Source organism: Citrobacter sp. Cpo148 (assembly GCF_030332375.1).
Taxonomy (GTDB): Bacteria; Pseudomonadota; Gammaproteobacteria; order Enterobacterales; family Enterobacteriaceae; genus Citrobacter; species Citrobacter portucalensis.
Genome location: NZ_JAOWHY010000029.1, coordinates 1 through 18,966, shown reverse-complemented (window position 1 = coordinate 18,966; position 18,966 = coordinate 1). Strand labels below are relative to the sequence as shown.

Below are 18,966 nucleotides of genomic sequence, written 5' to 3'. Positions count from 1 at the left end.
TCGGAGGAAAAAATGTCTCGTGTTGCTAAAGCACCGGTCGTTATTCCTGCCGGCGTTGATGTAAAAATCAACGGTCAGGTTATTACGATCAAAGGTAAAAACGGCGAGCTGACTCGTACTCTCAACGATGCTGTTGCAGTAAATCATGCAGATAATGCACTGACCTTCGGTCCGCGTGATGGTTACGCTGATGGATGGGCTCAGGCTGGTACCGCGCGTGCCCTGCTGAATGCAATGGTTGTCGGTGTTACCGAAGGCTTCACTAAGAAGCTTCAGCTGGTTGGTGTAGGTTATCGTGCAGCGGTTAAAGGGAATGTAGTAAACCTGGCTTTAGGTTTCTCTCACCCAGTTGACCATCAGCTGCCTGCGGGAATCACTGCAGAATGTCCGTCTCAGACTGAAATCGTGCTGAAAGGCGCTGATAAACAGCTGATCGGTCAGGTTGCAGCAGATCTGCGCGCCTACCGTCGTCCTGAGCCTTATAAAGGCAAGGGTGTTCGTTACGCCGACGAAGTCGTGCGTACCAAAGAGGCTAAGAAGAAGTAAGGTAACACTATGGATAAGAAATCTGCTCGTATCCGTCGTGCGACCCGCGCACGCCGCAAGCTCCAGGAGCTGGGTGCAACTCGCCTGGTGGTACATCGTACCCCGCGTCATATTTACGCACAGGTAATTGCACCGAACGGTTCTGAAGTTCTGGTAGCTGCTTCTACTGTAGAAAAAGCTATCGCTGAACAATTGAAGTACACCGGTAACAAAGACGCTGCTGCAGCTGTAGGTAAAGCTGTTGCTGAACGCGCTCTGGAAAAAGGCATCAAAGATGTTTCTTTTGACCGTTCCGGGTTCCAATATCATGGTCGTGTCCAGGCACTGGCAGATGCTGCCCGTGAAGCTGGCCTTCAGTTCTAAGGTAGAGGTGTAAGATGGCTCACATCGAAAAACAAGCTGGCGAACTGCAGGAAAAGCTGATCGCGGTTAACCGCGTATCTAAAACCGTTAAAGGTGGTCGTATTTTCTCCTTCACAGCTCTGACTGTAGTTGGTGATGGTAACGGTCGCGTTGGTTTTGGTTACGGTAAAGCGCGTGAAGTTCCAGCAGCGATCCAGAAAGCGATGGAAAAAGCCCGTCGCAATATGATTAACGTCGCGCTGAACCACGGCACCCTGCAGCACCCGGTTAAGGGTACTCACACGGGTTCTCGTGTATTCATGCAGCCGGCTTCCGAAGGTACCGGTATCATCGCCGGTGGTGCAATGCGCGCCGTTCTGGAAGTCGCTGGAGTTCGTAACGTTCTGGCTAAAGCGTATGGTTCCACTAACCCGATTAACGTGGTGCGTGCAACTATCGATGGCCTGGAAAATATGAAATCTCCGGAAATGGTCGCTGCCAAGCGTGGTAAATCCGTTGAAGAAATTCTGGGGAAATAAACCATGGCAAAGACTATTAAAATTACTCAAACCCGCAGTGCAATCGGTCGTCTGCCGAAACACAAGGCAACGCTGCTTGGCCTGGGTCTGCGTCGTATTGGTCACACCGTAGAGCGCGAGGATACTCCTGCTGTTCGTGGTATGGTCAACGCGGTTTCCTTCATGGTTAAAGTTGAGGAGTAAGAGATGCGTTTAAATACTCTGTCTCCGGCCGAAGGCTCTAAAAAAGCGGCTCGCCGCCTGGGTCGTGGTATCGGTTCTGGCCTCGGTAAAACCGGTGGTCGTGGTCACAAAGGTCAGAAGTCTCGTTCTGGCGGTGGCGTACGTCGCGGTTTCGAGGGTGGTCAGATGCCTCTGTACCGTCGTCTGCCGAAATTCGGCTTCACTTCACGTAAAGCAGCGATTACAGCCGAAGTTCGTCTGTCTGACCTGGCTAAAGTTGAAGGCGGTGTTGTAGACCTGAACACGCTGAAAGCAGCTAACATTATCGGTATCCAGATCGAGTTCGCGAAAGTGATCCTGGCTGGTGAAGTCACTACTCCGGTAACTGTTCGTGGCCTGCGTGTTACTAAAGGCGCTCGTGCTGCTATCGAAGCTGCTGGCGGTAAAATCGAGGAATAAGTAGCAGATGGCTAAACAACCGGGATTAGATTTTCAAAGTGCCAAAGGTGGCTTAGGCGAGCTGAAACGCAGACTGCTGTTTGTAATCGGCGCGCTGATTGTGTTCCGTATTGGCTCTTTCATTCCGATCCCTGGTATTGATGCCGCTGTACTTGCCAAACTGCTTGAGCAACAGCGAGGCACCATCATTGAAATGTTTAACATGTTCTCTGGTGGTGCTCTCAGCCGTGCTTCTATCTTTGCTCTGGGGATCATGCCGTATATTTCGGCGTCGATCATTATCCAGCTGCTGACGGTGGTTCATCCAACGCTGGCAGAAATTAAGAAAGAAGGGGAGTCTGGTCGTCGTAAGATCAGCCAGTACACCCGCTACGGTACTCTGGTGCTGGCAATATTCCAGTCGATCGGTATTGCTACCGGTCTGCCGAATATGCCTGGTATGCAGGGCCTGGTGATGAACCCAGGCTTTGCATTCTATTTCACCGCTGTTGTAAGTCTGGTTACAGGGACGATGTTCCTGATGTGGTTGGGCGAACAGATTACTGAACGTGGTATCGGCAACGGTATCTCAATCATTATCTTCGCCGGTATTGTCGCGGGACTCCCGCCAGCCATTGCCCATACTATCGAGCAAGCGCGTCAAGGCGACCTGCACTTCCTCGTGTTGCTGTTGGTTGCAGTATTAGTATTCGCAGTGACGTTCTTTGTTGTATTTGTTGAGCGTGGTCAACGCCGTATTGTGGTAAACTACGCGAAACGTCAGCAAGGTCGTCGTGTCTATGCTGCACAGAGCACACATTTACCGCTGAAAGTGAATATGGCGGGGGTAATCCCGGCAATCTTCGCTTCCAGTATTATTCTGTTCCCGGCGACCATCGCGTCATGGTTCGGGGGCGGGACTGGTTGGAACTGGCTGACAACAATTTCGCTGTATTTGCAGCCTGGGCAACCGCTTTATGTGTTACTCTATGCGTCTGCAATCATATTCTTCTGTTTCTTCTACACGGCGTTGGTCTTCAACCCGCGTGAAACAGCAGATAACCTGAAGAAGTCCGGTGCATTTGTACCAGGAATTCGTCCGGGAGAGCAAACGGCGAAGTATATCGATAAAGTAATGACCCGCCTGACTTTGGTTGGTGCGCTCTATATTACCTTTATCTGCCTGATCCCGGAGTTCATGCGTGATGCAATGAAAGTACCGTTCTACTTCGGTGGGACCTCACTGCTTATCGTTGTTGTCGTGATTATGGACTTTATGGCTCAAGTGCAAACTCTGATGATGTCAAGTCAGTACGAGTCTGCATTGAAGAAGGCGAATCTGAAAGGCTACGGCCGTTAACAGTCGCCCGAGAAGTTACGGAGAGTAAAAATGAAAGTTCGTGCTTCCGTCAAGAAATTATGCCGTAACTGCAAAATCGTTAAGCGTGATGGTGTCATCCGTGTGATTTGCAGTGCCGAGCCGAAGCATAAACAGCGCCAAGGCTGATTTATTCGCATATTTTTCTTGCAAAGTTGGGTTGAGCTGGCTAGATTAGCCAGCCAATCTTTTGTATGTCTGTGCGTTTCCATTTGAGTATCCTGAAAACGGGCTTTTCAGCATGGTGCGTACATATTAAATAGTAGGAGTGCATAGTGGCCCGTATAGCAGGCATTAACATTCCTGATCAGAAACATGCTGTGATCGCATTAACTTCGATCTACGGCGTCGGCAAGACCCGTTCTAAAGCCATTCTGGCTGCCGCGGGTATCGCTGAAGATGTTAAGATCAGTGAGCTGTCTGAAGAACAAATCGACACGCTGCGTGACGAAGTTGCCAAATTTGTCGTTGAAGGTGATCTGCGCCGTGAAGTTAGCATGAGCATCAAGCGCCTTATGGACCTTGGTTGCTATCGCGGTTTGCGTCATCGTCGTGGTCTCCCGGTTCGCGGTCAGCGTACCAAGACCAACGCACGTACCCGTAAGGGTCCGCGCAAACCGATCAAGAAATAATCGGGGTGATTGAATAATGGCAAAGGCACCAATTCGTGCACGTAAACGTGTAAGAAAACAAGTCTCTGACGGCGTGGCTCATATCCATGCTTCTTTTAACAACACCATCGTTACCATTACTGATCGTCAGGGTAACGCACTGGGTTGGGCAACAGCCGGTGGTTCCGGTTTCCGTGGTTCTCGCAAATCCACTCCGTTTGCAGCTCAGGTTGCAGCAGAGCGTTGCGCTGAAGCCGTAAAAGAATACGGTATCAAGAATCTGGAAGTTATGGTCAAAGGACCGGGTCCAGGTCGCGAATCTACTGTTCGTGCTCTGAACGCCGCTGGTTTCCGCATCACTAATATTACTGATGTGACTCCGATCCCTCATAACGGTTGTCGTCCGCCGAAAAAACGTCGCGTATAACGCTGTCGTTTCTAGGATTGTTGGAGAAAGAAAATGGCAAGATATTTGGGTCCTAAGCTCAAGCTGAGCCGTCGTGAGGGCACTGACTTATTCCTTAAGTCTGGCGTTCGCGCGATCGATACCAAGTGTAAAATTGAACAAGCTCCTGGCCAGCACGGTGCGCGTAAACCGCGTCTGTCTGACTATGGTGTGCAGTTGCGTGAAAAGCAAAAAGTTCGCCGTATCTACGGTGTGCTGGAGCGTCAGTTCCGTAACTACTACAAAGAAGCAGCACGTCTGAAAGGCAACACCGGTGAAAACCTGTTGGGTCTGCTGGAAGGTCGTCTGGACAACGTTGTATACCGTATGGGCTTCGGTGCCACTCGTGCAGAAGCACGTCAGCTGGTCAGCCATAAAGCAATTATGGTAAACGGTCGTGTTGTTAACATCGCTTCTTATCAGGTTAGTCCGAATGACGTTGTTAGCATTCGTGAGAAAGCGAAGAAGCAGTCTCGCGTGAAAGCCGCTCTGGAGCTGGCTGAGCAGCGTGAAAAGCCAACCTGGCTGGAAGTTGATGCTGGCAAGATGGAAGGTACGTTCAAGCGTAAGCCGGAGCGTTCTGATCTGTCTGCGGACATTAACGAACACCTGATCGTCGAGCTTTACTCCAAGTAAAGCTTAGTACCAAAGAGAGGACACAATGCAGGGTTCTGTGACAGAGTTTCTAAAACCGCGCCTGGTAGATATCGAGCAAGTGAGTTCGACGCACGCCAAGGTGACCCTTGAGCCTTTAGAGCGTGGCTTTGGCCATACTTTGGGTAACGCACTGCGCCGTATTCTGCTCTCATCGATGCCGGGTTGCGCGGTGACCGAGGTTGAGATTGATGGTGTACTACATGAGTACAGCACCAAAGAAGGCGTTCAGGAAGATATCCTGGAAATCCTGCTCAACCTGAAAGGGCTGGCGGTGAGAGTTCAGGGTAAAGATGACGTTATTCTTACCTTGAATAAATCTGGCATTGGCCCTGTGACTGCAGCCGACATTACCCATGATGGTGATGTCGAAATCGTCAAGCCACAGCACGTGATCTGCCACCTGACCGATGAGAATGCATCTATTAGCATGCGTATCAAAGTTCAGCGCGGTCGTGGTTATGTGCCGGCTTCTACCCGAATTCATTCGGAAGAAGATGAGCGCCCAATCGGCCGTCTGCTGGTCGACGCATGCTACAGCCCTGTAGAGCGTATTGCCTACAATGTTGAAGCAGCGCGTGTAGAACAGCGTACCGACCTGGACAAGCTGGTCATCGAAATGGAAACCAACGGCACAATCGATCCTGAAGAGGCGATTCGTCGTGCGGCAACCATTCTGGCTGAACAACTGGAAGCTTTCGTTGATTTACGTGATGTACGTCAGCCGGAAGTTAAAGAAGAGAAACCAGAATTCGATCCGATCCTGCTGCGCCCTGTTGACGATCTGGAATTGACTGTCCGCTCTGCTAACTGCCTCAAAGCAGAAGCTATCCACTATATCGGTGATCTGGTACAGCGTACTGAGGTTGAGCTTCTTAAGACGCCTAACCTTGGTAAAAAATCTCTTACCGAGATTAAAGACGTGCTGGCTTCCCGTGGACTGTCTCTGGGCATGCGCCTGGAAAACTGGCCACCGGCAAGCATCGCTGACGAGTAACCGGATCACAGGTTAAGGTTTTACTGAGAAGGATAAGGTCATGCGCCATCGTAAGAGTGGTCGTCAACTGAACCGCAACAGCAGCCATCGCCAGGCTATGTTCCGCAATATGGCAGGTTCACTGGTTCGTCATGAAATCATCAAGACGACTCTGCCGAAAGCGAAAGAGCTGCGTCGCGTAGTTGAGCCGCTGATTACTCTTGCCAAGACTGATAGCGTAGCTAATCGTCGTCTGGCATTCGCCCGTACTCGTGATAACGAGATCGTGGCAAAACTGTTTAACGAACTGGGCCCGCGTTTTGCGAGCCGCGCCGGTGGTTACACTCGCATTCTGAAGTGTGGTTTCCGTGCAGGCGACAACGCGCCGATGGCATACATCGAGCTGGTTGATCGTTCAGAGAAAACAGAAGCTGCTGCAGAGTAATCTGTAGTAACGTAAAAAAACCCGCCTCGGCGGGTTTTTTTATATCCGTCATATCCCCACTTATCTACAATATCTGTACTCTTTTTGTTCATCCCCTGGAGTGTTGTATGTGGTTACTGGACCAGTGGGCAGAGCGCCATATTATTGATGCACAGTCTAAAGGCGAGTTTAATGATTTACCGGGAACGGGCGAACCGCTGACTCTTGACGATGACTCCCATGTCCCGCCTGAACTCCGAGCCGGATACCGTTTATTAAAAAATGCAGGTTGCCTTCCTCCTGAGCTCGAGCAACGCAGAGAGGCAATACAGCTGCTTGAAATACTCGCGGGGATCCGCAAAGATGATCCCAGTTATCCTGAGGTGAGCCGAAGACTGTCGCTACTGGAACTTAAACTTCGGCAGGCTGGACTCAGCACCGAGTTTTTGCGCGGTGACTACGCAGATAAGCTGCTAAAAAAGATCAACGATGAATAGCGGAGAGAGCATGTACCGAATTGGTGAAATAGCGAAACTGGCTGACGTGACGCCGGATACTATCCGCTACTATGAAAAGCAGCAGATGATGGAGCATGAAGTGCGTACTGAAGGTGGATTTCGCCTCTATACAGAAAGCGATCTTCAGCGCTTGAAGTTTATTCGTTATGCCCGGCAGCTTGGTTTCACTCTGGAGTCGATCCGTGAATTGCTTTCGATCCGGGTTGATCCCGAACACCATACCTGTCAGGAATCAAAAGGGATCGTCCAGGAAAGACTGCAAGAAGTCGAAGCCCGCATTGCTGAACTTCAGACGATGCAGCGGTCACTGCAGCGATTGAATGATGCATGCTGCGGCAAGGCACACAGCAGCGTGTACTGCTCTATTCTTGAAGCTCTTGAGCAAGGCGCCAGCGGAACAACATCAGGCTGTTGATTTCTTGAACTGCCAGGTCTACACTCGCGGCGTAAATTACTACAAACTGGAGATAGTATGAGTCGTTATCAGCACACCAAAGGGCAGATAAAGGACAACGCCATTGAGGCGCTTCTGCATGACCCACTGTTCAGACAGCGCGTTGAGAAAAATAAGAAAGGGAAAGGAAGTTATCTGCGAAAAGGCAAACATGGCAATCGGGGTAACTGGGAGGCCAGTGGCAAGAAAGTAATTAACTTTTTTACCACTGGCCTTCTTGTTTCAGTGAGTGCTTAAGAGCGGTTATTCTGTTCTTTCAGCAGGTCACGAATTTCACTTAGCAATACTTCTTCTTTCGATGGAGCTGGCGGTGCTGCCGGCTCTTCCGCTTTTTTACGGTTCAGTTTGTTGATCAGTTTGATTGCCATAAAGATAGCAAACGCAACAATAATGAAATCGAATACATTCTGAATAAATACACCGTAATGCATGACCACGGCAGGGATGTCTCCCTGTGCATCACGTAGCGTTAAAGCAAACTGTTTAAAATCAATTCCACCAATTAACAGCCCCAGCGGCGGCATAATGATATCGGCAACCAGTGATGAAACAATCTTACCGAATGCCGCACCAATAATGACACCCACTGCCAAATCGACAACATTCCCGCGCATCGCGAATTCGCGAAACTCTTTAATAATGCTCATTTTATTCTCCCTATGCAGCTGACGTTTATAAGTTTAACAAATGTTTAGGCAATTTCCATTTATGTATTGCCGAAAGGAAAATTTATTAGACCATGAAAAATAAAGGGAAATAAAAAGGGCGCTGTATTAGCGCCCAAATTATTACAGGAAGAAAGGACTTGGCTGGAATAGTCGCTCGACGTCGGTAATAAACTTTTTATCTGTCAGGAACATAATTACGTGATCGCCCTGCTCAATGCGCAGGTTATCGTTGGCAATCATGACATCGTTACCACGTACAACGGCGCCAATAATGGTTCCGGGCGGAAGTTTAATTTCATCAATTGAACGCCCTACAACTCTCGACGTCGTTTCATCCCCGTGTGCGACGGCTTCAATGGCTTCCGCGACGCCACGGCGAAGTGAAGAAACGCCAACAATATCAGCTTTACGCACGTGGCTCAGCAGCGCGGAGATGGTCGCCTGCTGCGGTGAAATCGCAATATCGATCACGCTGCCTTGCACCAGATCGACGTATGCTCTGCGCTGGATCAACACCATTACTTTCTTGGCACCCATCCGTTTGGCAAGCATCGCCGACATGATATTTGCTTCATCATCGTTGGTCACTGCGATGAACAGATCAACCTGATCGATATGTTCTTCTGCCAGCAGCTCTTGATCCGAGGCATCACCAAAAAAGACGATCGTATTTTGCAGTTTCTCCGCAAGCTCCGATGCGCGTTGTTGATTACGTTCGATCAGTTTGACGCTGTAATCTTTTTCCAGACGACGTGCCAGACCAGCGCCGATATTACCGCCACCCACTAACATAATGCGTTTGTACGGTTTTTCCAGACGCTGCAGTTCGCTCATTACGGCGCGTATATGCTGTGATGCCGCAATAAAGAAGACTTCATCACCCGCTTCAACGATCGTAGAACCTTGCGGACGGATCGGTCGGTCATGACGGAAAATCGCCGCAACGCGGGTATCGATGTGCGGCATATGCTCACGCATTGTTGACAGCGCATTACCGATAAGCGGCCCGCCGTAATAGGCTTTTACTACTGCCAGACTGACTTTACCTTCGGCAAAATTCACCACCTGCAATGCGCCCGGATATTCAATCAGGCGATAAATGCTATCGATAACCAGTTGCTCAGGCGCAATCAGGTGATCGATTGGCACCGCATCGGATTGGAACAGCTTGTCGGCATCGCGAACGTAATCTGGTGAACGAATACGGGCGATGCGATTAGGCGTATTAAACAGTGAATAAGCTACCTGGCAGGCAACCATATTTGTTTCATCTGAGCTGGTTACGGCAACCAGCATATCGGCATCGTCGGCACCGGCTTCACGTAATACGCGGGGATGCGAACCATGCCCTTGCACGACACGGAGATCAAACTTGTCCTGCAGGCTGCGCAGGCGTTCGCCATTGGTATCGACTACCGTGATATCGTTGTTCTCTCCGACCAGGTTTTCAGCCAGCGTACCGCCAACTTGCCCTGCGCCCAGAATGATAATTTTCATCAGTCGCGACCCGTTATCTCATCACTTTTTGATTAGCTTAGCGTAAAAGAAGCCATCGCCATCTTCCGCACCCGGTAAATTCTGACGTCCGGGTTTTTCCGGCGTACCGGTTTCGCTTAATACCGCATCCGGTGTGCGTGCCAGGAAGGCGGCAATTTGCTGTTGGTTCTCTTCTGGCAGGATAGAGCACGTTGCATACACCAGCGTGCCGCCAGATTTAAGATGTGACCAGGTAGCATTCAGGATCTCAGCCTGCAATTGGGCAAGTTCGGCAATATCCCGGTCGCGGCGCAGCCATTTGATATCAGGATGGCGACGGATCACCCCGGTAGCAGAACATGGAGCGTCCAGCAAAATACGGTCAAACTGTTGTTCACCGCACCACTGCTGTGGATAGCGGCCATCCCCCTGTTTTACGGTTGCCTTCATGCCCAGACGTTTCAGATTGTCGTAAACGCGCGATAAGCGTTTTTCATCCACATCGACGGCCATGACGTTAGCTAGCGGAGCAACTTCCAGAATGTGAGTGGTTTTACCGCCCGGCGCACAGCACAGGTCGAGGATCTGTTCACCGTCCTCCGGCAACAGATAATTTACGCATCCTTGAGCGGAGGCATCCTGAACGGTGACCCAACCTTCGTCAAAACCAGGGAGGGCGTGAACTGGAGCCGGTGTTTCCAGACGCACTGCATCCGGGTAGTCTGGATGCGAGAAACCGGTTAATCCCGCTTCGGTAAGCAGGTCTAGCCAGGCGTCGCGAGTATGGTGATTACGATTGACTCGTAGCCACATCGGCGGTCGCTGGTTATTGGCTTCAAGAATGGCTTCCCATTTCTGCGGATACGCACTCTTAATACGTTTCACCAGCCAGGAAGGGTGTAAGAAGCGCAAATCGCTTTGCGCAAACTCGGCCAGCAGTTCATCCTGACGGCGTTGAAACTGGCGCAGTACGCCGTTGATCAGCCCTTTCAGCTGTGGACGCTTAATAACGACCGCGCCTTCTACGGTCTCAGCTAACGCAGCGTGTGCTGGAATACGAGTATGCAACAGTTGGTAGAAGCCCACCATGATCAGGTAGTGAACGGTGCGCTGTTTGCCCGTCATTGGACGTTCCATCAGTTGCTGGATCATCCACTCCAGTTGAGAGAGTGTACGCAATACGCCGAAGCAAAGCTCCTGTAACAGTGCTTTGTCTTTATCGGCAACTTTTTGCTGCATGGCGGGCAGCACGTTACTTAGTGATTGTCCTTTCTCGACAACCTGTTCGACGGCCTGGGCCGTCATACTGCGTAAATTAAGATGTTTTTTCATAAGCGCAAAAATAAAAATGCCCGGAGACACCGGGCTTAAAGAGATGAACCGTCAGGCCAGACGGTTTCCGGGCACGAACCACTCCCGGCGCGAATTAAGTAGATCCTGCGCGCTCATGGCTTTTTTACCGGCAGGCTGCAAAGAGATAAGATTCAGAATGCCGTCGCCTGTTGCGACCTGGATACCCTGCTTTGTCGCCTCTAGAATGGTGCCTGGCTCGGCCTGGGTGTTTACAGCAATAACCGAAGCTTGCCAGACTTTCACTGGCTGACCATCGATTTCAAGCCAGCTCATTGGCCAGGGGTTAAAGGCGCGGATGCAGCGTTCCAATTGAACAGCCGAAAGCGACCAGTCGATACGGGCCTCTTCTTTGCTGAGTTTTTCTGCATGCGTAACCAGTGATTCGTCTTGTACCACCGGTTTTATTGTACCGGCAGCCAGCTGTTTTAGCGTTTCAATCAGCCCCTGAGGCCCCAGGTCTGCCAGCTTGTCATATAACGAACCGCTGGTATCTTCTGCCGTAATTGGGCAGGACAGCTTCAGCAGCATATCACCGGTGTCGAGGCCAACATCCATCTGCATGATGGTAACACCGGTTTCGGCGTCGCCTGCCCACAGTGAGCGCTGGATCGGTGCTGCACCCCGCCAGCGCGGAAGCAGGGAACCGTGAACGTTGATACAACCCAGGCGCGGCATTTCCAGTACGGCTTTTGGCAGAATCAGGCCATATGCCACCACCACCATCACGTCTGCGTGTAAATCAGCAACCAACTGCTGGTTTTCCTGAGGGCGAAGAGAGACGGGTTGAAAGACCGGTATCCCTTTTTCTTCTGCCAGCACTTTTACCGGGCTGGGCATCAGCTTTTTACCGCGTCCCGCCGGGCGGTCCGGTTGGGTAAACACGCCAACGACGTTATGTCCAGAAGACAGCAGCGCGTCGAGATGACGCGCTGCAAAGTCAGGTGTACCCGCAAAAATAATACGTAGTGAGTCTGACACGTTGATTCTTGTCCTTAAGCTCGGGCGTTCAGGCGGTCGAGTTTTTCAACTTTCTGACGAATGCGTTGTTGCTTCAACGGAGACAGATAATCGATAAATAGTTTACCGACCAGGTGATCCATTTCATGTTGAATGCAGATAGCGAGCAGGCCATCGGCTTCCAGTTCAAAAGATTTGCCGTCGCGATCGAGCGCACGAATTTTTACTTTCTCTGCACGTGGTACTAACGCACGCTGTTCAGGAATAGACAGACAGCCTTCTTCAATACCGGTTTCGCCGTCTTTTTCCAGCAGTTCTGGGTTAATGAGTACCAACTGCTCATCGCGATTTTCAGAGACATCAATAACAATGATGCGCTGATGAATATCGACCTGTGTTGCTGCCAGACCGATACCTTCTTCGGCGTACATCGTTTCGAACATATCATCAACGATACGCTGAATTTCTGCATTCACTTCTTCAACCGGTTTTGCGACTTTGCGAAGGCGCTCGTCCGGAATATGTAACACTTGCAAAACTGACATAGTTATCCAGAGTTGAGTTCAGGAGTTGAAAAGATTATTACCTCTATTCTAGACAAAACCCCCTCTGATTGACAGCATCAGTGACCAATCGCAAAGATTGCCAGGACTGCTTGTGGCAGGGGAACAGGGATGACCCAAATCGAAATTTGGCTACGTTTAGCGCAAGTGAATGAACTGTATGGTGATGAGATAGTGCGCGTTGCTCACTGGCTCAACACTCAACCGTGCATTAACAACGCGGTACTCTTGCAGGCAGGATTCTCTCCACGCCAGGCAAGACGCTTTTTAACCTTTTCAGATCTGACGCTGGAAAAAACGCTGCGCTGGCTTGAACAGCCTAACCACCATTTTGTGGTTGCCGACAGCGAGCATTATCCGCCACAGCTCCGTGCGATTGAGGATTATCCTGGGGTGCTTTTTGTTGCAGGAGCTCCCGCATGCCTCCACTCATTTCAAGTTGCCGTTGTCGGTAGTCGACAACACTCATGGTATGGCGAACGCTGGGGACGGTTTTTTTGTGAAAAGCTTGTTGCATGTGGGGTGACGATCACCAGCGGTCTGGCCCGGGGGATTGATGGCGTGGCGCACAATGCTGCGATAAACCGACAAGGCACAAGCATTGCGGTGCTGGGAAATGGACTTGAGACCATTCACCCACGACAGCATATCCGTCTTGCGGAACGACTGATTGAAGCAGGGGGCGCACTGGTGTCTGAGTTCCCATTAGATACGCTCCCTTTGCCGCGCAATTTTCCCCGACGAAATCGTATTATCAGTGGTCTAAGTAAAGGTGTACTGGTTGTCGAAGCTGCACAGCGTAGTGGTTCACTGGTTACTGCTCGCTGTGCAATTGAACAAGGGCGGGAGGTGTTTGCTTTACCAGGGCCGATTGGGAGCCCGGGAAGTGAAGGCCCGCATTGGCTTATTCAGCAGGGAGCCATGCTTGTGACGACACCAGAGGAAATTCTTGAAAATTTGCAATATGGGCTGCAATGGTTGCCAGATGAACCTGAAAAATCAATTTATTCGCCAGATCACGAAGAGGTGGCATTGCCATTTCCGGAGCTCCTGGCTAACGTAGGAGATGAGGTAACACCTGTTGACGTCGTCGCTGAACGTGCCGGCCAACCTGTGCCAGAGGTAGTGGCTCAACTGCTCGAACTGGAGTTAGCAGGGTGGATCGCAGCTGTACCCGGCGGCTATGTCCGATTGAGGAGGGCATGCCATGTTCGACGTACTAATGTATTTGTTTGAGACATATATCCATAACGAAGCTGAGCTGCGTGTGGATCAGGACAAACTGGAACGGGATCTTACCGACGCTGGTTTTGATCGTGAAGACATTTACAACGCGTTACTTTGGCTGGAGAAGCTTGCTGACTATCAGGATGGCCTTGCTGAACCTATGCAGCTGGCATCGGACCCTCTTTCTATACGTATTTATACTGCGGAAGAGTGCGATCGACTGGATGCAAGCTGTAGAGGATTCCTGCTATTCCTGGAGCAGATTCAGGTGCTAAACCTCGAAACGCGAGAAATGGTTATTGAGCGCGTACTCGCGCTGGATACGGCAGAGTTCGATCTGGAAGACCTGAAGTGGGTGATTCTGATGGTGCTATTCAACATTCCAGGTTGTGAAAATGCCTATCAGCAAATGGAAGAATTACTCTTTGAAGTGAATGAAGGTATGCTGCATTAATCAATCTTCATTCAGTATGAGTTGTTATGGCTAAATCAGCACTGTTCACGGTGCGTAAAAACGAGCCCTGCCCACAATGCGGGGCTGAACTGGTTATTCGTTCCGGGAAACACGGTCCGTTTCTCGGTTGTTCACACTATCCAGAATGCGATTACATCCGTCCGCTGAAATCTTCCGCGGACGGACATGTTGTCAAAGTTCTGGAGGGTAAGCTTTGTCCTGCATGTGGCGCTGAGCTGGTGCTGAGACAGGGACGATTCGGTATGTTTATTGGATGCAGTGACTATCCTGCGTGCGATCACACCGAGCTCATCGACAAGCCTGATGAAACAGCAATAGTCTGTCCTCAATGCCAGACTGGTCATCTTGTCCAGCGGCGTTCCCGTTATGGCAAAACCTTTTACTCCTGCGATCGCTATCCGGAGTGCCAGTTTGTCATTAACTTCAAACCGTTAGCCGGAGAATGTCCTGAGTGTCATTATCCGCTTCTCATCGAAAAGAAAACCGCGCAGGGTGTGAAGCATTTCTGTGCCAGTAAACAATGTGGAAAGCCGATTCCGGCGGAATAAAAAAGTGAATAATAACCTGCCCACAGATCCTATCGTTGCTGCGATAGTGGTTCTGAAACAAGAAAAAGTCATCGCCTATCCAACTGAAGCTGTATTTGGTGTCGGCTGCGACCCCGATAGCGAAACGGCTGTAACCCGTTTGTTGGCGCTAAAACAACGTCCGGTCGATAAAGGGTTAATTTTAATCGCGTCAAACTTTGAACAACTTAAACCATATATCGACGATAGCATGCTCACCGATGCTCAACGTGACGCTGTTTTCGCCCGTTGGCCTGGTCCTGTTACCTTCGTTTTCCCAGCGCTTGCGACAACGCCACGCTGGTTGACCGGGCGCTTTGATTCTCTGGCTGTTCGCGTCACCGATCACCCGCTGGTGGTTGCGTTGTGCCAGGCTTATGGCAAACCGTTAGTTTCTACCAGTGCTAATTTGAGTGGCTTACCGCCTTGCAGAACGGTAGAGGAAGTTCGCGCACAGTTCGGTACAGACTTTCCCGTGGTTGAAGGGGAGACCGGGGGGCGTTTGAATCCTTCGGAGATCCGTGATGCTCTAACAGGTGAACAGTTTCGACAGGGGTAATATGAAAGAAGCCTATGCTGTTTTTGGTAATCCGATAGCGCACAGTAAATCGCCCTTTATTCATCAGCAATTTGCAGAGCAGCTGAAGATTGATCACTCCTATGGGCGTGTACTGGCGCCTATCAATGATTTTGTGAATACGCTGAACGCTTTTTTTGCTGAGGGCGGGAAGGGGGCAAATGTCACCGTGCCTTTTAAAGAAGAGGCATTTGCACGTGCCGATGAACTAACGGAGCGGGCATCGCTTGCTGGAGCCGTCAATACCCTTAAACGGCTGGAGGATGGACGTTTACTGGGAGACAACACGGATGGTATCGGCTTGTTGAGCGATCTTGAGCGTTTATCTTTTATTCGTCCCGGATCGCGAGTTCTGTTGATTGGTGCGGGTGGTGCATCCCGTGGAGTTTTATTACCTCTTCTTTCTATGGATTGTGCGGTGACTATTGTTAACCGTACCGCTTCGCGCGCTGAAGAACTGGCACAAATCTTCTCCCATACCGGCAGCGTACAGGCGGTAGGAATGGACGAGCTTGATAATTACAGTTTTGATCTAATTATTAACGCGACATCCAGCGGAATTAGCGGTGAGATACCGGCTATTCCGACATCTCTTATTCACCCATCTGTCTATTGTTATGACATGTTTTATCAGAAAGGAGATACACCGTTCCTCTCCTGGTGTGCCGAACATGGGGCGAAACAATATGCTGATGGCCTGGGTATGCTGGTGGGGCAAGCAGCGCACGCCGTTTTACTCTGGCATGGGGTTTTGCCGCAGATTGAACCCGTCATTAAAAGCATGCAGCAGGAATTGTCGGCATGAATCAGGCGATCCAGTTTCCCGATCGAGAAGAATGGCGCACGGATGTCAACGCCGTTGTGTTTCCGGCGATGGTTCATGGTATGCAGTTAACATGTGCCATCTCTGGAGAGATGCTGGCGTCCCGCTTTGGCGGCGACACGCCTGAACAGTGGTTGGAAATCTTTCAACAGCATCGCTGGGATTTGGAAGAAGAAGCTGAAGGATTGATCCAGGCCCAGCAGGAAGATGCTCAAGGTTGGGTTTGGTTACTCTGACTTAAATATTCATCTTTCCACTTAACATAGTTGTTAGCTGAATATTGTAAGCCTGCTTTCTCTTCATCGCTTAATGGACGGATTTGTTTAACCGGGCTTCCCAGGTACAGATACCCGCTTTCCAGGCGTTTGTTTTGGGGAACCAGGCTCCCAGCCCCAATCATAACGTCGTCTTCTACTACCACGCCATCCAGCAGAATCGAACCCATGCCGACTAATACGCGGTTGCCAATGATACAGCCGTGTAGCATGACCTTATGACCGACCGTTACATCCTCACCCACGATCAATGGATTACCCTGCGGATTAGACGTGGATTTATGTGTGACATGGAGAACGCTGCCGTCCTGAATGTTTGTACGGGCACCAATTTGTACATAGTTAACGTCGCCACGAATGGCAACCAGTGGCCAAATTCCGACATCATCAGCCAAACGGGCATCACCAATGACGACACTGCTGGTGTCGATCATTACGCGATTTCCGATCTGTGGGAAAAGATCCTTATAAGGACGCAGTACATCAGACATGTTTACCTCAACGAAAATAGAGCAGTAATGAAGACTTTGGTTGGATTATTGAGACTGTGCAAGTGGTTTAGCTATCAAAAATCAGCCAAATTGCGCAGGAATGTAGCGAAAGGAGTGAAAAACAAGCATTCAGAAAAAAAGATCCAAAAAATACTTGTGCTAAAAAATGGGATCCCTATAATGCGCCTCCATCGACACGGCGGATGTGAATCACTTCACGCAAACAGCCGGTTCGGTTGAAGAGAAAAACCTGAAAATGAGGGTTGACTCTGAAAGAGGAAAGCGTAATATACGCCACCTCGCGACAGAGCGCTAAAGCGCGTCGCAACTGCTCTTTAACAATTTATCAGACAATCTGTGTGGGCACTCGAAGATACGGATTCTTAACGTCGCAAGACGAAAAATGAATACCAAGTCTCAACGAGTGAACACGTAATTCATTACGAAGTTTAATTCATTGAGCATCAAACTTTTAAATTGAAGAGTTTGATCATGGCTCAGATTGAACGCTGGCGGCAGGCCTAACACATGCAAGTCGAACGGTAGCACAGAGGAGCTTGCTCCTTGGGTGACGAGTGGCGGACGGGTGAGTAATGTCTGGGAAACTGCCCGATGGAGGGGGATAACTACTGGAAACGGTAGCTAATACCGCATAACGTCGCAAGACCAAAGAGGGGGACCTTCGGGCCTCTTGCCATCGGATGTGCCCAGATGGGATTAGCTAGTAGGTGGGGTAACGGCTCACCTAGGCGACGATCCCTAGCTGGTCTGAGAGGATGACCAGCCACACTGGAACTGAGACACGGTCCAGACTCCTACGGGAGGCAGCAGTGGGGAATATTGCACAATGGGCGCAAGCCTGATGCAGCCATGCCGCGTGTATGAAGAAGGCCTTCGGGTTGTAAAGTACTTTCAGCGAGGAGGAAGGCGTTGTGGTTAATAACCGCAGCGATTGACGTTACTCGCAGAAGAAGCACCGGCTAACTCCGTGCCAGCAGCCGCGGTAATACGGAGGGTGCAAGCGTTAATCGGAATTACTGGGCGTAAAGCGCACGCAGGCGGTCTGTCAAGTCGGATGTGAAATCCCCGGGCTCAACCTGGGAACTGCATCCGAAACTGGCAGGCTAGAGTCTTGTAGAGGGGGGTAGAATTCCAGGTGTAGCGGTGAAATGCGTAGAGATCTGGAGGAATACCGGTGGCGAAGGCGGCCCCCTGGACAAAGACTGACGCTCAGGTGCGAAAGCGTGGGGAGCAAACAGGATTAGATACCCTGGTAGTCCACGCCGTAAACGATGTCGACTTGGAGGTTGTGCCCTTGAGGCGTGGCTTCCGGAGCTAACGCGTTAAGTCGACCGCCTGGGGAGTACGGCCGCAAGGTTAAAACTCAAATGAATTGACGGGGGCCCGCACAAGCGGTGGAGCATGTGGTTTAATTCGATGCAACGCGAAGAACCTTACCTACTCTTGACATCCAGAGAACTTAGCAGAGATGCTTTGGTGCCTTCGGGAACTCTGAGACAGGTGCTGCATGGCTGTCGTCAGCTCGTGTTGTGAAATGTTGGGTTAAGTCCCGCAACGAGCGCAACCCTTATCCTTTGTTGCCAGCGGTTAGGCCGGGAACTCAAAGGAGACTGCCAGTGATAAACTGGAGGAAGGTGGGGATGACGTCAAGTCATCATGGCCCTTACGAGTAGGGCTACACACGTGCTACAATGGCATATACAAAGAGAAGCGACCTCGCGAGAGCAAGCGGACCTCATAAAGTATGTCGTAGTCCGGATTGGAGTCTGCAACTCGACTCCATGAAGTCGGAATCGCTAGTAATCGTGGATCAGAATGCCACGGTGAATACGTTCCCGGGCCTTGTACACACCGCCCGTCACACCATGGGAGTGGGTTGCAAAAGAAGTAGGTAGCTTAACCTTCGGGAGGGCGCTTACCACTTTGTGATTCATGACTGGGGTGAAGTCGTAACAAGGTAACCGTAGGGGAACCTGCGGTTGGATCACCTCCTTACCTTAAAGAACC

Annotated in this window: 27 protein-coding genes and 1 rRNA gene; 22 read left to right on the top strand and 6 right to left on the bottom strand. The window is 50.5% G+C overall.

Annotated elements, in window-relative coordinates; translation table 11 throughout:
- Positions 1 to 12: 12 nt before the first annotated feature.
- From rplF to arfA, 15 genes are all read left to right on the top strand, one after another.
- Entirely contained in the window at positions 13 to 546 is a 534-nt protein-coding gene (rplF, locus tag OGY10_RS01505) for a 50S ribosomal protein L6 (protein WP_003031129.1), read from the top strand.
- A gap of 9 nt (positions 547 to 555) precedes the next feature.
- Positions 556 to 909, top strand: coding sequence for a 50S ribosomal protein L18 (gene rplR, locus OGY10_RS01500; protein ID WP_000358960.1), 354 nt, complete (start codon positions 556 to 558; stop codon positions 907 to 909).
- A gap of 14 nt (positions 910 to 923) precedes the next feature.
- On the top strand, positions 924 to 1,427 hold the full coding sequence (rpsE, locus tag OGY10_RS01495) for a 30S ribosomal protein S5 (RefSeq protein ID WP_003031131.1): 504 nt from the start codon (positions 924 to 926) through the stop codon (positions 1,425 to 1,427).
- Between the two features lie 3 nt (positions 1,428 to 1,430).
- The gene (rpmD, locus tag OGY10_RS01490; protein WP_001140434.1) at positions 1,431 to 1,610 is read left to right on the top strand and encodes a 50S ribosomal protein L30; all 180 of its coding nucleotides are present in this window, start codon (positions 1,431 to 1,433) and stop codon (positions 1,608 to 1,610) included.
- A gap of 3 nt (positions 1,611 to 1,613) precedes the next feature.
- On the top strand, positions 1,614 to 2,048 hold the full coding sequence (gene rplO / locus OGY10_RS01485; protein WP_003031132.1) for a 50S ribosomal protein L15: 435 nt from the start codon (positions 1,614 to 1,616) through the stop codon (positions 2,046 to 2,048).
- 7 nt (positions 2,049 to 2,055) lie between these two features.
- On the top strand, positions 2,056 to 3,387 hold the full coding sequence (secY, locus tag OGY10_RS01480) for a preprotein translocase subunit SecY (RefSeq protein ID WP_001118864.1): 1,332 nt from the start codon (positions 2,056 to 2,058) through the stop codon (positions 3,385 to 3,387).
- A gap of 30 nt (positions 3,388 to 3,417) precedes the next feature.
- Positions 3,418 to 3,534 carry a 50S ribosomal protein L36 gene (gene rpmJ, locus OGY10_RS01475; RefSeq protein ID WP_000868187.1) on the top strand — a complete coding sequence of 39 codons (117 nt, stop codon included), beginning with the start codon at positions 3,418 to 3,420 and terminating at the stop codon, positions 3,532 to 3,534.
- A 146-nt stretch (positions 3,535 to 3,680) separates the two neighbouring features.
- Entirely contained in the window at positions 3,681 to 4,037 is a 357-nt protein-coding gene (gene rpsM / locus OGY10_RS01470) for a 30S ribosomal protein S13 (RefSeq protein ID WP_003031135.1), read from the top strand.
- A gap of 16 nt (positions 4,038 to 4,053) precedes the next feature.
- Positions 4,054 to 4,443 carry a 30S ribosomal protein S11 gene (rpsK, locus tag OGY10_RS01465; protein ID WP_003031137.1) on the top strand — a complete coding sequence of 130 codons (390 nt, stop codon included), beginning with the start codon at positions 4,054 to 4,056 and terminating at the stop codon, positions 4,441 to 4,443.
- 33 nt (positions 4,444 to 4,476) lie between these two features.
- Positions 4,477 to 5,097 (top strand): 30S ribosomal protein S4, encoded by a 621-nt coding sequence (rpsD, locus tag OGY10_RS01460; protein ID WP_003031138.1) that lies wholly within the window; start codon positions 4,477 to 4,479, stop codon positions 5,095 to 5,097.
- A 25-nt stretch (positions 5,098 to 5,122) separates the two neighbouring features.
- Positions 5,123 to 6,112: a DNA-directed RNA polymerase subunit alpha gene (locus OGY10_RS01455; RefSeq protein WP_003031139.1), complete on the top strand. Its 990-nt coding sequence runs from the start codon at positions 5,123 to 5,125 to the stop codon at positions 6,110 to 6,112.
- 40 nt (positions 6,113 to 6,152) lie between these two features.
- Positions 6,153 to 6,536, top strand: a complete 384-nt coding sequence (gene rplQ, locus OGY10_RS01450) for a 50S ribosomal protein L17 (RefSeq protein ID WP_001216370.1) — start codon at positions 6,153 to 6,155, stop codon at positions 6,534 to 6,536.
- Positions 6,537 to 6,643: 107 nt separating this feature from the next.
- A complete protein-coding gene (locus OGY10_RS01445; protein WP_191226723.1) occupies positions 6,644 to 7,012 on the top strand; it encodes a DnaJ family domain-containing protein in 369 nt (122 codons plus the stop codon).
- Positions 7,013 to 7,022: 10 nt separating this feature from the next.
- The gene (gene zntR, locus OGY10_RS01440; RefSeq protein ID WP_003031145.1) at positions 7,023 to 7,448 is read left to right on the top strand and encodes a Zn(2+)-responsive transcriptional regulator; all 426 of its coding nucleotides are present in this window, start codon (positions 7,023 to 7,025) and stop codon (positions 7,446 to 7,448) included.
- 57 nt (positions 7,449 to 7,505) lie between these two features.
- Positions 7,506 to 7,724 (top strand): alternative ribosome-rescue factor ArfA, encoded by a 219-nt coding sequence (arfA, locus tag OGY10_RS01435; protein ID WP_003828276.1) that lies wholly within the window; start codon positions 7,506 to 7,508, stop codon positions 7,722 to 7,724.
- Here the strand turns inward: arfA and mscL are convergent.
- From mscL to def, 5 genes are all read right to left on the bottom strand, one after another.
- Entirely contained in the window at positions 7,721 to 8,134 is a 414-nt protein-coding gene (gene mscL / locus OGY10_RS01430) for a large-conductance mechanosensitive channel protein MscL (RefSeq protein WP_003031152.1), read from the bottom strand. The two genes, arfA and mscL, sit on opposite strands and share 4 nt — an antisense overlap.
- 141 nt (positions 8,135 to 8,275) lie before the next feature.
- Positions 8,276 to 9,652: a Trk system potassium transporter TrkA gene (gene trkA, locus OGY10_RS01425; RefSeq protein WP_003031153.1), complete on the bottom strand. Its 1,377-nt coding sequence runs from the start codon at positions 9,650 to 9,652 to the stop codon at positions 8,276 to 8,278.
- 21 nt (positions 9,653 to 9,673) lie between these two features.
- Entirely contained in the window at positions 9,674 to 10,963 is a 1,290-nt protein-coding gene (gene rsmB, locus OGY10_RS01420; protein ID WP_191226724.1) for a 16S rRNA (cytosine(967)-C(5))-methyltransferase RsmB, read from the bottom strand.
- Positions 10,964 to 11,014: 51 nt separating this feature from the next.
- Positions 11,015 to 11,962, bottom strand: a complete 948-nt coding sequence (gene fmt, locus OGY10_RS01415; protein WP_008786286.1) for a methionyl-tRNA formyltransferase — start codon at positions 11,960 to 11,962, stop codon at positions 11,015 to 11,017.
- Between the two features lie 14 nt (positions 11,963 to 11,976).
- Positions 11,977 to 12,486 (bottom strand): peptide deformylase, encoded by a 510-nt coding sequence (gene def, locus OGY10_RS01410; RefSeq protein WP_003828283.1) that lies wholly within the window; start codon positions 12,484 to 12,486, stop codon positions 11,977 to 11,979.
- 129 nt (positions 12,487 to 12,615) lie between these two features.
- On the opposite strand from def, the gene dprA reads away from it, so the two are divergent.
- The 6 genes from dprA to OGY10_RS01380 are packed head-to-tail and all read left to right on the top strand — an operon-like array spanning position 12,616 to position 16,408.
- On the top strand, positions 12,616 to 13,740 hold the full coding sequence (gene dprA / locus OGY10_RS01405) for a DNA-protecting protein DprA (RefSeq protein WP_103284654.1): 1,125 nt from the start codon (positions 12,616 to 12,618) through the stop codon (positions 13,738 to 13,740).
- Positions 13,712 to 14,185 (top strand): DUF494 family protein Smg, encoded by a 474-nt coding sequence (gene smg, locus OGY10_RS01400; protein WP_003031162.1) that lies wholly within the window; start codon positions 13,712 to 13,714, stop codon positions 14,183 to 14,185. Before dprA ends, smg begins: the two co-directional genes overlap by 29 nt.
- 26 nt (positions 14,186 to 14,211) lie before the next feature.
- Positions 14,212 to 14,754 (top strand): DNA topoisomerase family protein, encoded by a 543-nt coding sequence (locus tag OGY10_RS01395; protein WP_191226725.1) that lies wholly within the window; start codon positions 14,212 to 14,214, stop codon positions 14,752 to 14,754.
- A 4-nt stretch (positions 14,755 to 14,758) separates the two neighbouring features.
- Positions 14,759 to 15,331, top strand: a complete 573-nt coding sequence (gene tsaC, locus OGY10_RS01390) for an L-threonylcarbamoyladenylate synthase type 1 TsaC (protein ID WP_191226726.1) — start codon at positions 14,759 to 14,761, stop codon at positions 15,329 to 15,331.
- A 1-nt stretch (position 15,332) separates the two neighbouring features.
- Entirely contained in the window at positions 15,333 to 16,154 is an 822-nt protein-coding gene (gene aroE, locus OGY10_RS01385) for a shikimate dehydrogenase (RefSeq protein ID WP_048215430.1), read from the top strand.
- Positions 16,151 to 16,408 (top strand): DUF1488 family protein, encoded by a 258-nt coding sequence (locus OGY10_RS01380; protein WP_008786281.1) that lies wholly within the window; start codon positions 16,151 to 16,153, stop codon positions 16,406 to 16,408. Before aroE ends, OGY10_RS01380 begins: the two co-directional genes overlap by 4 nt.
- On the opposite strand, the gene OGY10_RS01375 is transcribed toward OGY10_RS01380, so the two are convergent.
- On the bottom strand, positions 16,384 to 16,938 hold the full coding sequence (locus OGY10_RS01375; RefSeq protein WP_048215431.1) for a gamma carbonic anhydrase family protein: 555 nt from the start codon (positions 16,936 to 16,938) through the stop codon (positions 16,384 to 16,386). The genes OGY10_RS01380 and OGY10_RS01375 overlap by 25 nt on opposite strands.
- A gap of 474 nt (positions 16,939 to 17,412) precedes the next feature.
- Here OGY10_RS01375 and OGY10_RS01370 point away from each other — a divergent pair.
- Positions 17,413 to 18,954, top strand: a 16S ribosomal RNA gene (locus tag OGY10_RS01370).
- Positions 18,955 to 18,966 lie beyond the last annotated feature (12 nt).

Excerpts from the sequence above, each read along its gene's own strand:
- rplF (WP_003031129.1), top strand. The coding sequence starts at position 13 with ATGTCTCGTGTTGCTAAAGCACCGGTCGTTATTCCTGCCGGCGTTGAT.
- rplR (WP_000358960.1), top strand. The coding sequence starts at position 556 with ATGGATAAGAAATCTGCTCGTATCCGTCGTGCGACCCGCGCACGCCGC.
- rpsE (WP_003031131.1), top strand. The coding sequence starts at position 924 with ATGGCTCACATCGAAAAACAAGCTGGCGAACTGCAGGAAAAGCTGATC.
- rpmD (WP_001140434.1), top strand. The coding sequence starts at position 1,431 with ATGGCAAAGACTATTAAAATTACTCAAACCCGCAGTGCAATCGGTCGT.
- rplO (WP_003031132.1), top strand. The coding sequence starts at position 1,614 with ATGCGTTTAAATACTCTGTCTCCGGCCGAAGGCTCTAAAAAAGCGGCT.
- secY (WP_001118864.1), top strand. The coding sequence starts at position 2,056 with ATGGCTAAACAACCGGGATTAGATTTTCAAAGTGCCAAAGGTGGCTTA.
- rpmJ (WP_000868187.1), top strand. The coding sequence starts at position 3,418 with ATGAAAGTTCGTGCTTCCGTCAAGAAATTATGCCGTAACTGCAAAATC.
- rpsK (WP_003031137.1), top strand. The coding sequence starts at position 4,054 with ATGGCAAAGGCACCAATTCGTGCACGTAAACGTGTAAGAAAACAAGTC.
- rpsD (WP_003031138.1), top strand. The coding sequence starts at position 4,477 with ATGGCAAGATATTTGGGTCCTAAGCTCAAGCTGAGCCGTCGTGAGGGC.
- OGY10_RS01455 (WP_003031139.1), top strand. The coding sequence starts at position 5,123 with ATGCAGGGTTCTGTGACAGAGTTTCTAAAACCGCGCCTGGTAGATATC.
- rplQ (WP_001216370.1), top strand. The coding sequence starts at position 6,153 with ATGCGCCATCGTAAGAGTGGTCGTCAACTGAACCGCAACAGCAGCCAT.
- OGY10_RS01445 (WP_191226723.1), top strand. The coding sequence starts at position 6,644 with ATGTGGTTACTGGACCAGTGGGCAGAGCGCCATATTATTGATGCACAG.
- zntR (WP_003031145.1), top strand. The coding sequence starts at position 7,023 with ATGTACCGAATTGGTGAAATAGCGAAACTGGCTGACGTGACGCCGGAT.
- arfA (WP_003828276.1), top strand. The coding sequence starts at position 7,506 with ATGAGTCGTTATCAGCACACCAAAGGGCAGATAAAGGACAACGCCATT.
- mscL (WP_003031152.1), bottom strand. The coding sequence starts at position 8,134 with ATGAGCATTATTAAAGAGTTTCGCGAATTCGCGATGCGCGGGAATGTT.
- trkA (WP_003031153.1), bottom strand. The coding sequence starts at position 9,652 with ATGAAAATTATCATTCTGGGCGCAGGGCAAGTTGGCGGTACGCTGGCT.
- rsmB (WP_191226724.1), bottom strand. The coding sequence starts at position 10,963 with ATGAAAAAACATCTTAATTTACGCAGTATGACGGCCCAGGCCGTCGAA.
- def (WP_003828283.1), bottom strand. The coding sequence starts at position 12,486 with ATGTCAGTTTTGCAAGTGTTACATATTCCGGACGAGCGCCTTCGCAAA.
- dprA (WP_103284654.1), top strand. The coding sequence starts at position 12,616 with ATGACCCAAATCGAAATTTGGCTACGTTTAGCGCAAGTGAATGAACTG.
- smg (WP_003031162.1), top strand. The coding sequence starts at position 13,712 with ATGTTCGACGTACTAATGTATTTGTTTGAGACATATATCCATAACGAA.
- OGY10_RS01395 (WP_191226725.1), top strand. The coding sequence starts at position 14,212 with ATGGCTAAATCAGCACTGTTCACGGTGCGTAAAAACGAGCCCTGCCCA.
- aroE (WP_048215430.1), top strand. The coding sequence starts at position 15,333 with ATGAAAGAAGCCTATGCTGTTTTTGGTAATCCGATAGCGCACAGTAAA.
- OGY10_RS01380 (WP_008786281.1), top strand. The coding sequence starts at position 16,151 with ATGAATCAGGCGATCCAGTTTCCCGATCGAGAAGAATGGCGCACGGAT.
- OGY10_RS01375 (WP_048215431.1), bottom strand. The coding sequence starts at position 16,938 with ATGTCTGATGTACTGCGTCCTTATAAGGATCTTTTCCCACAGATCGGA.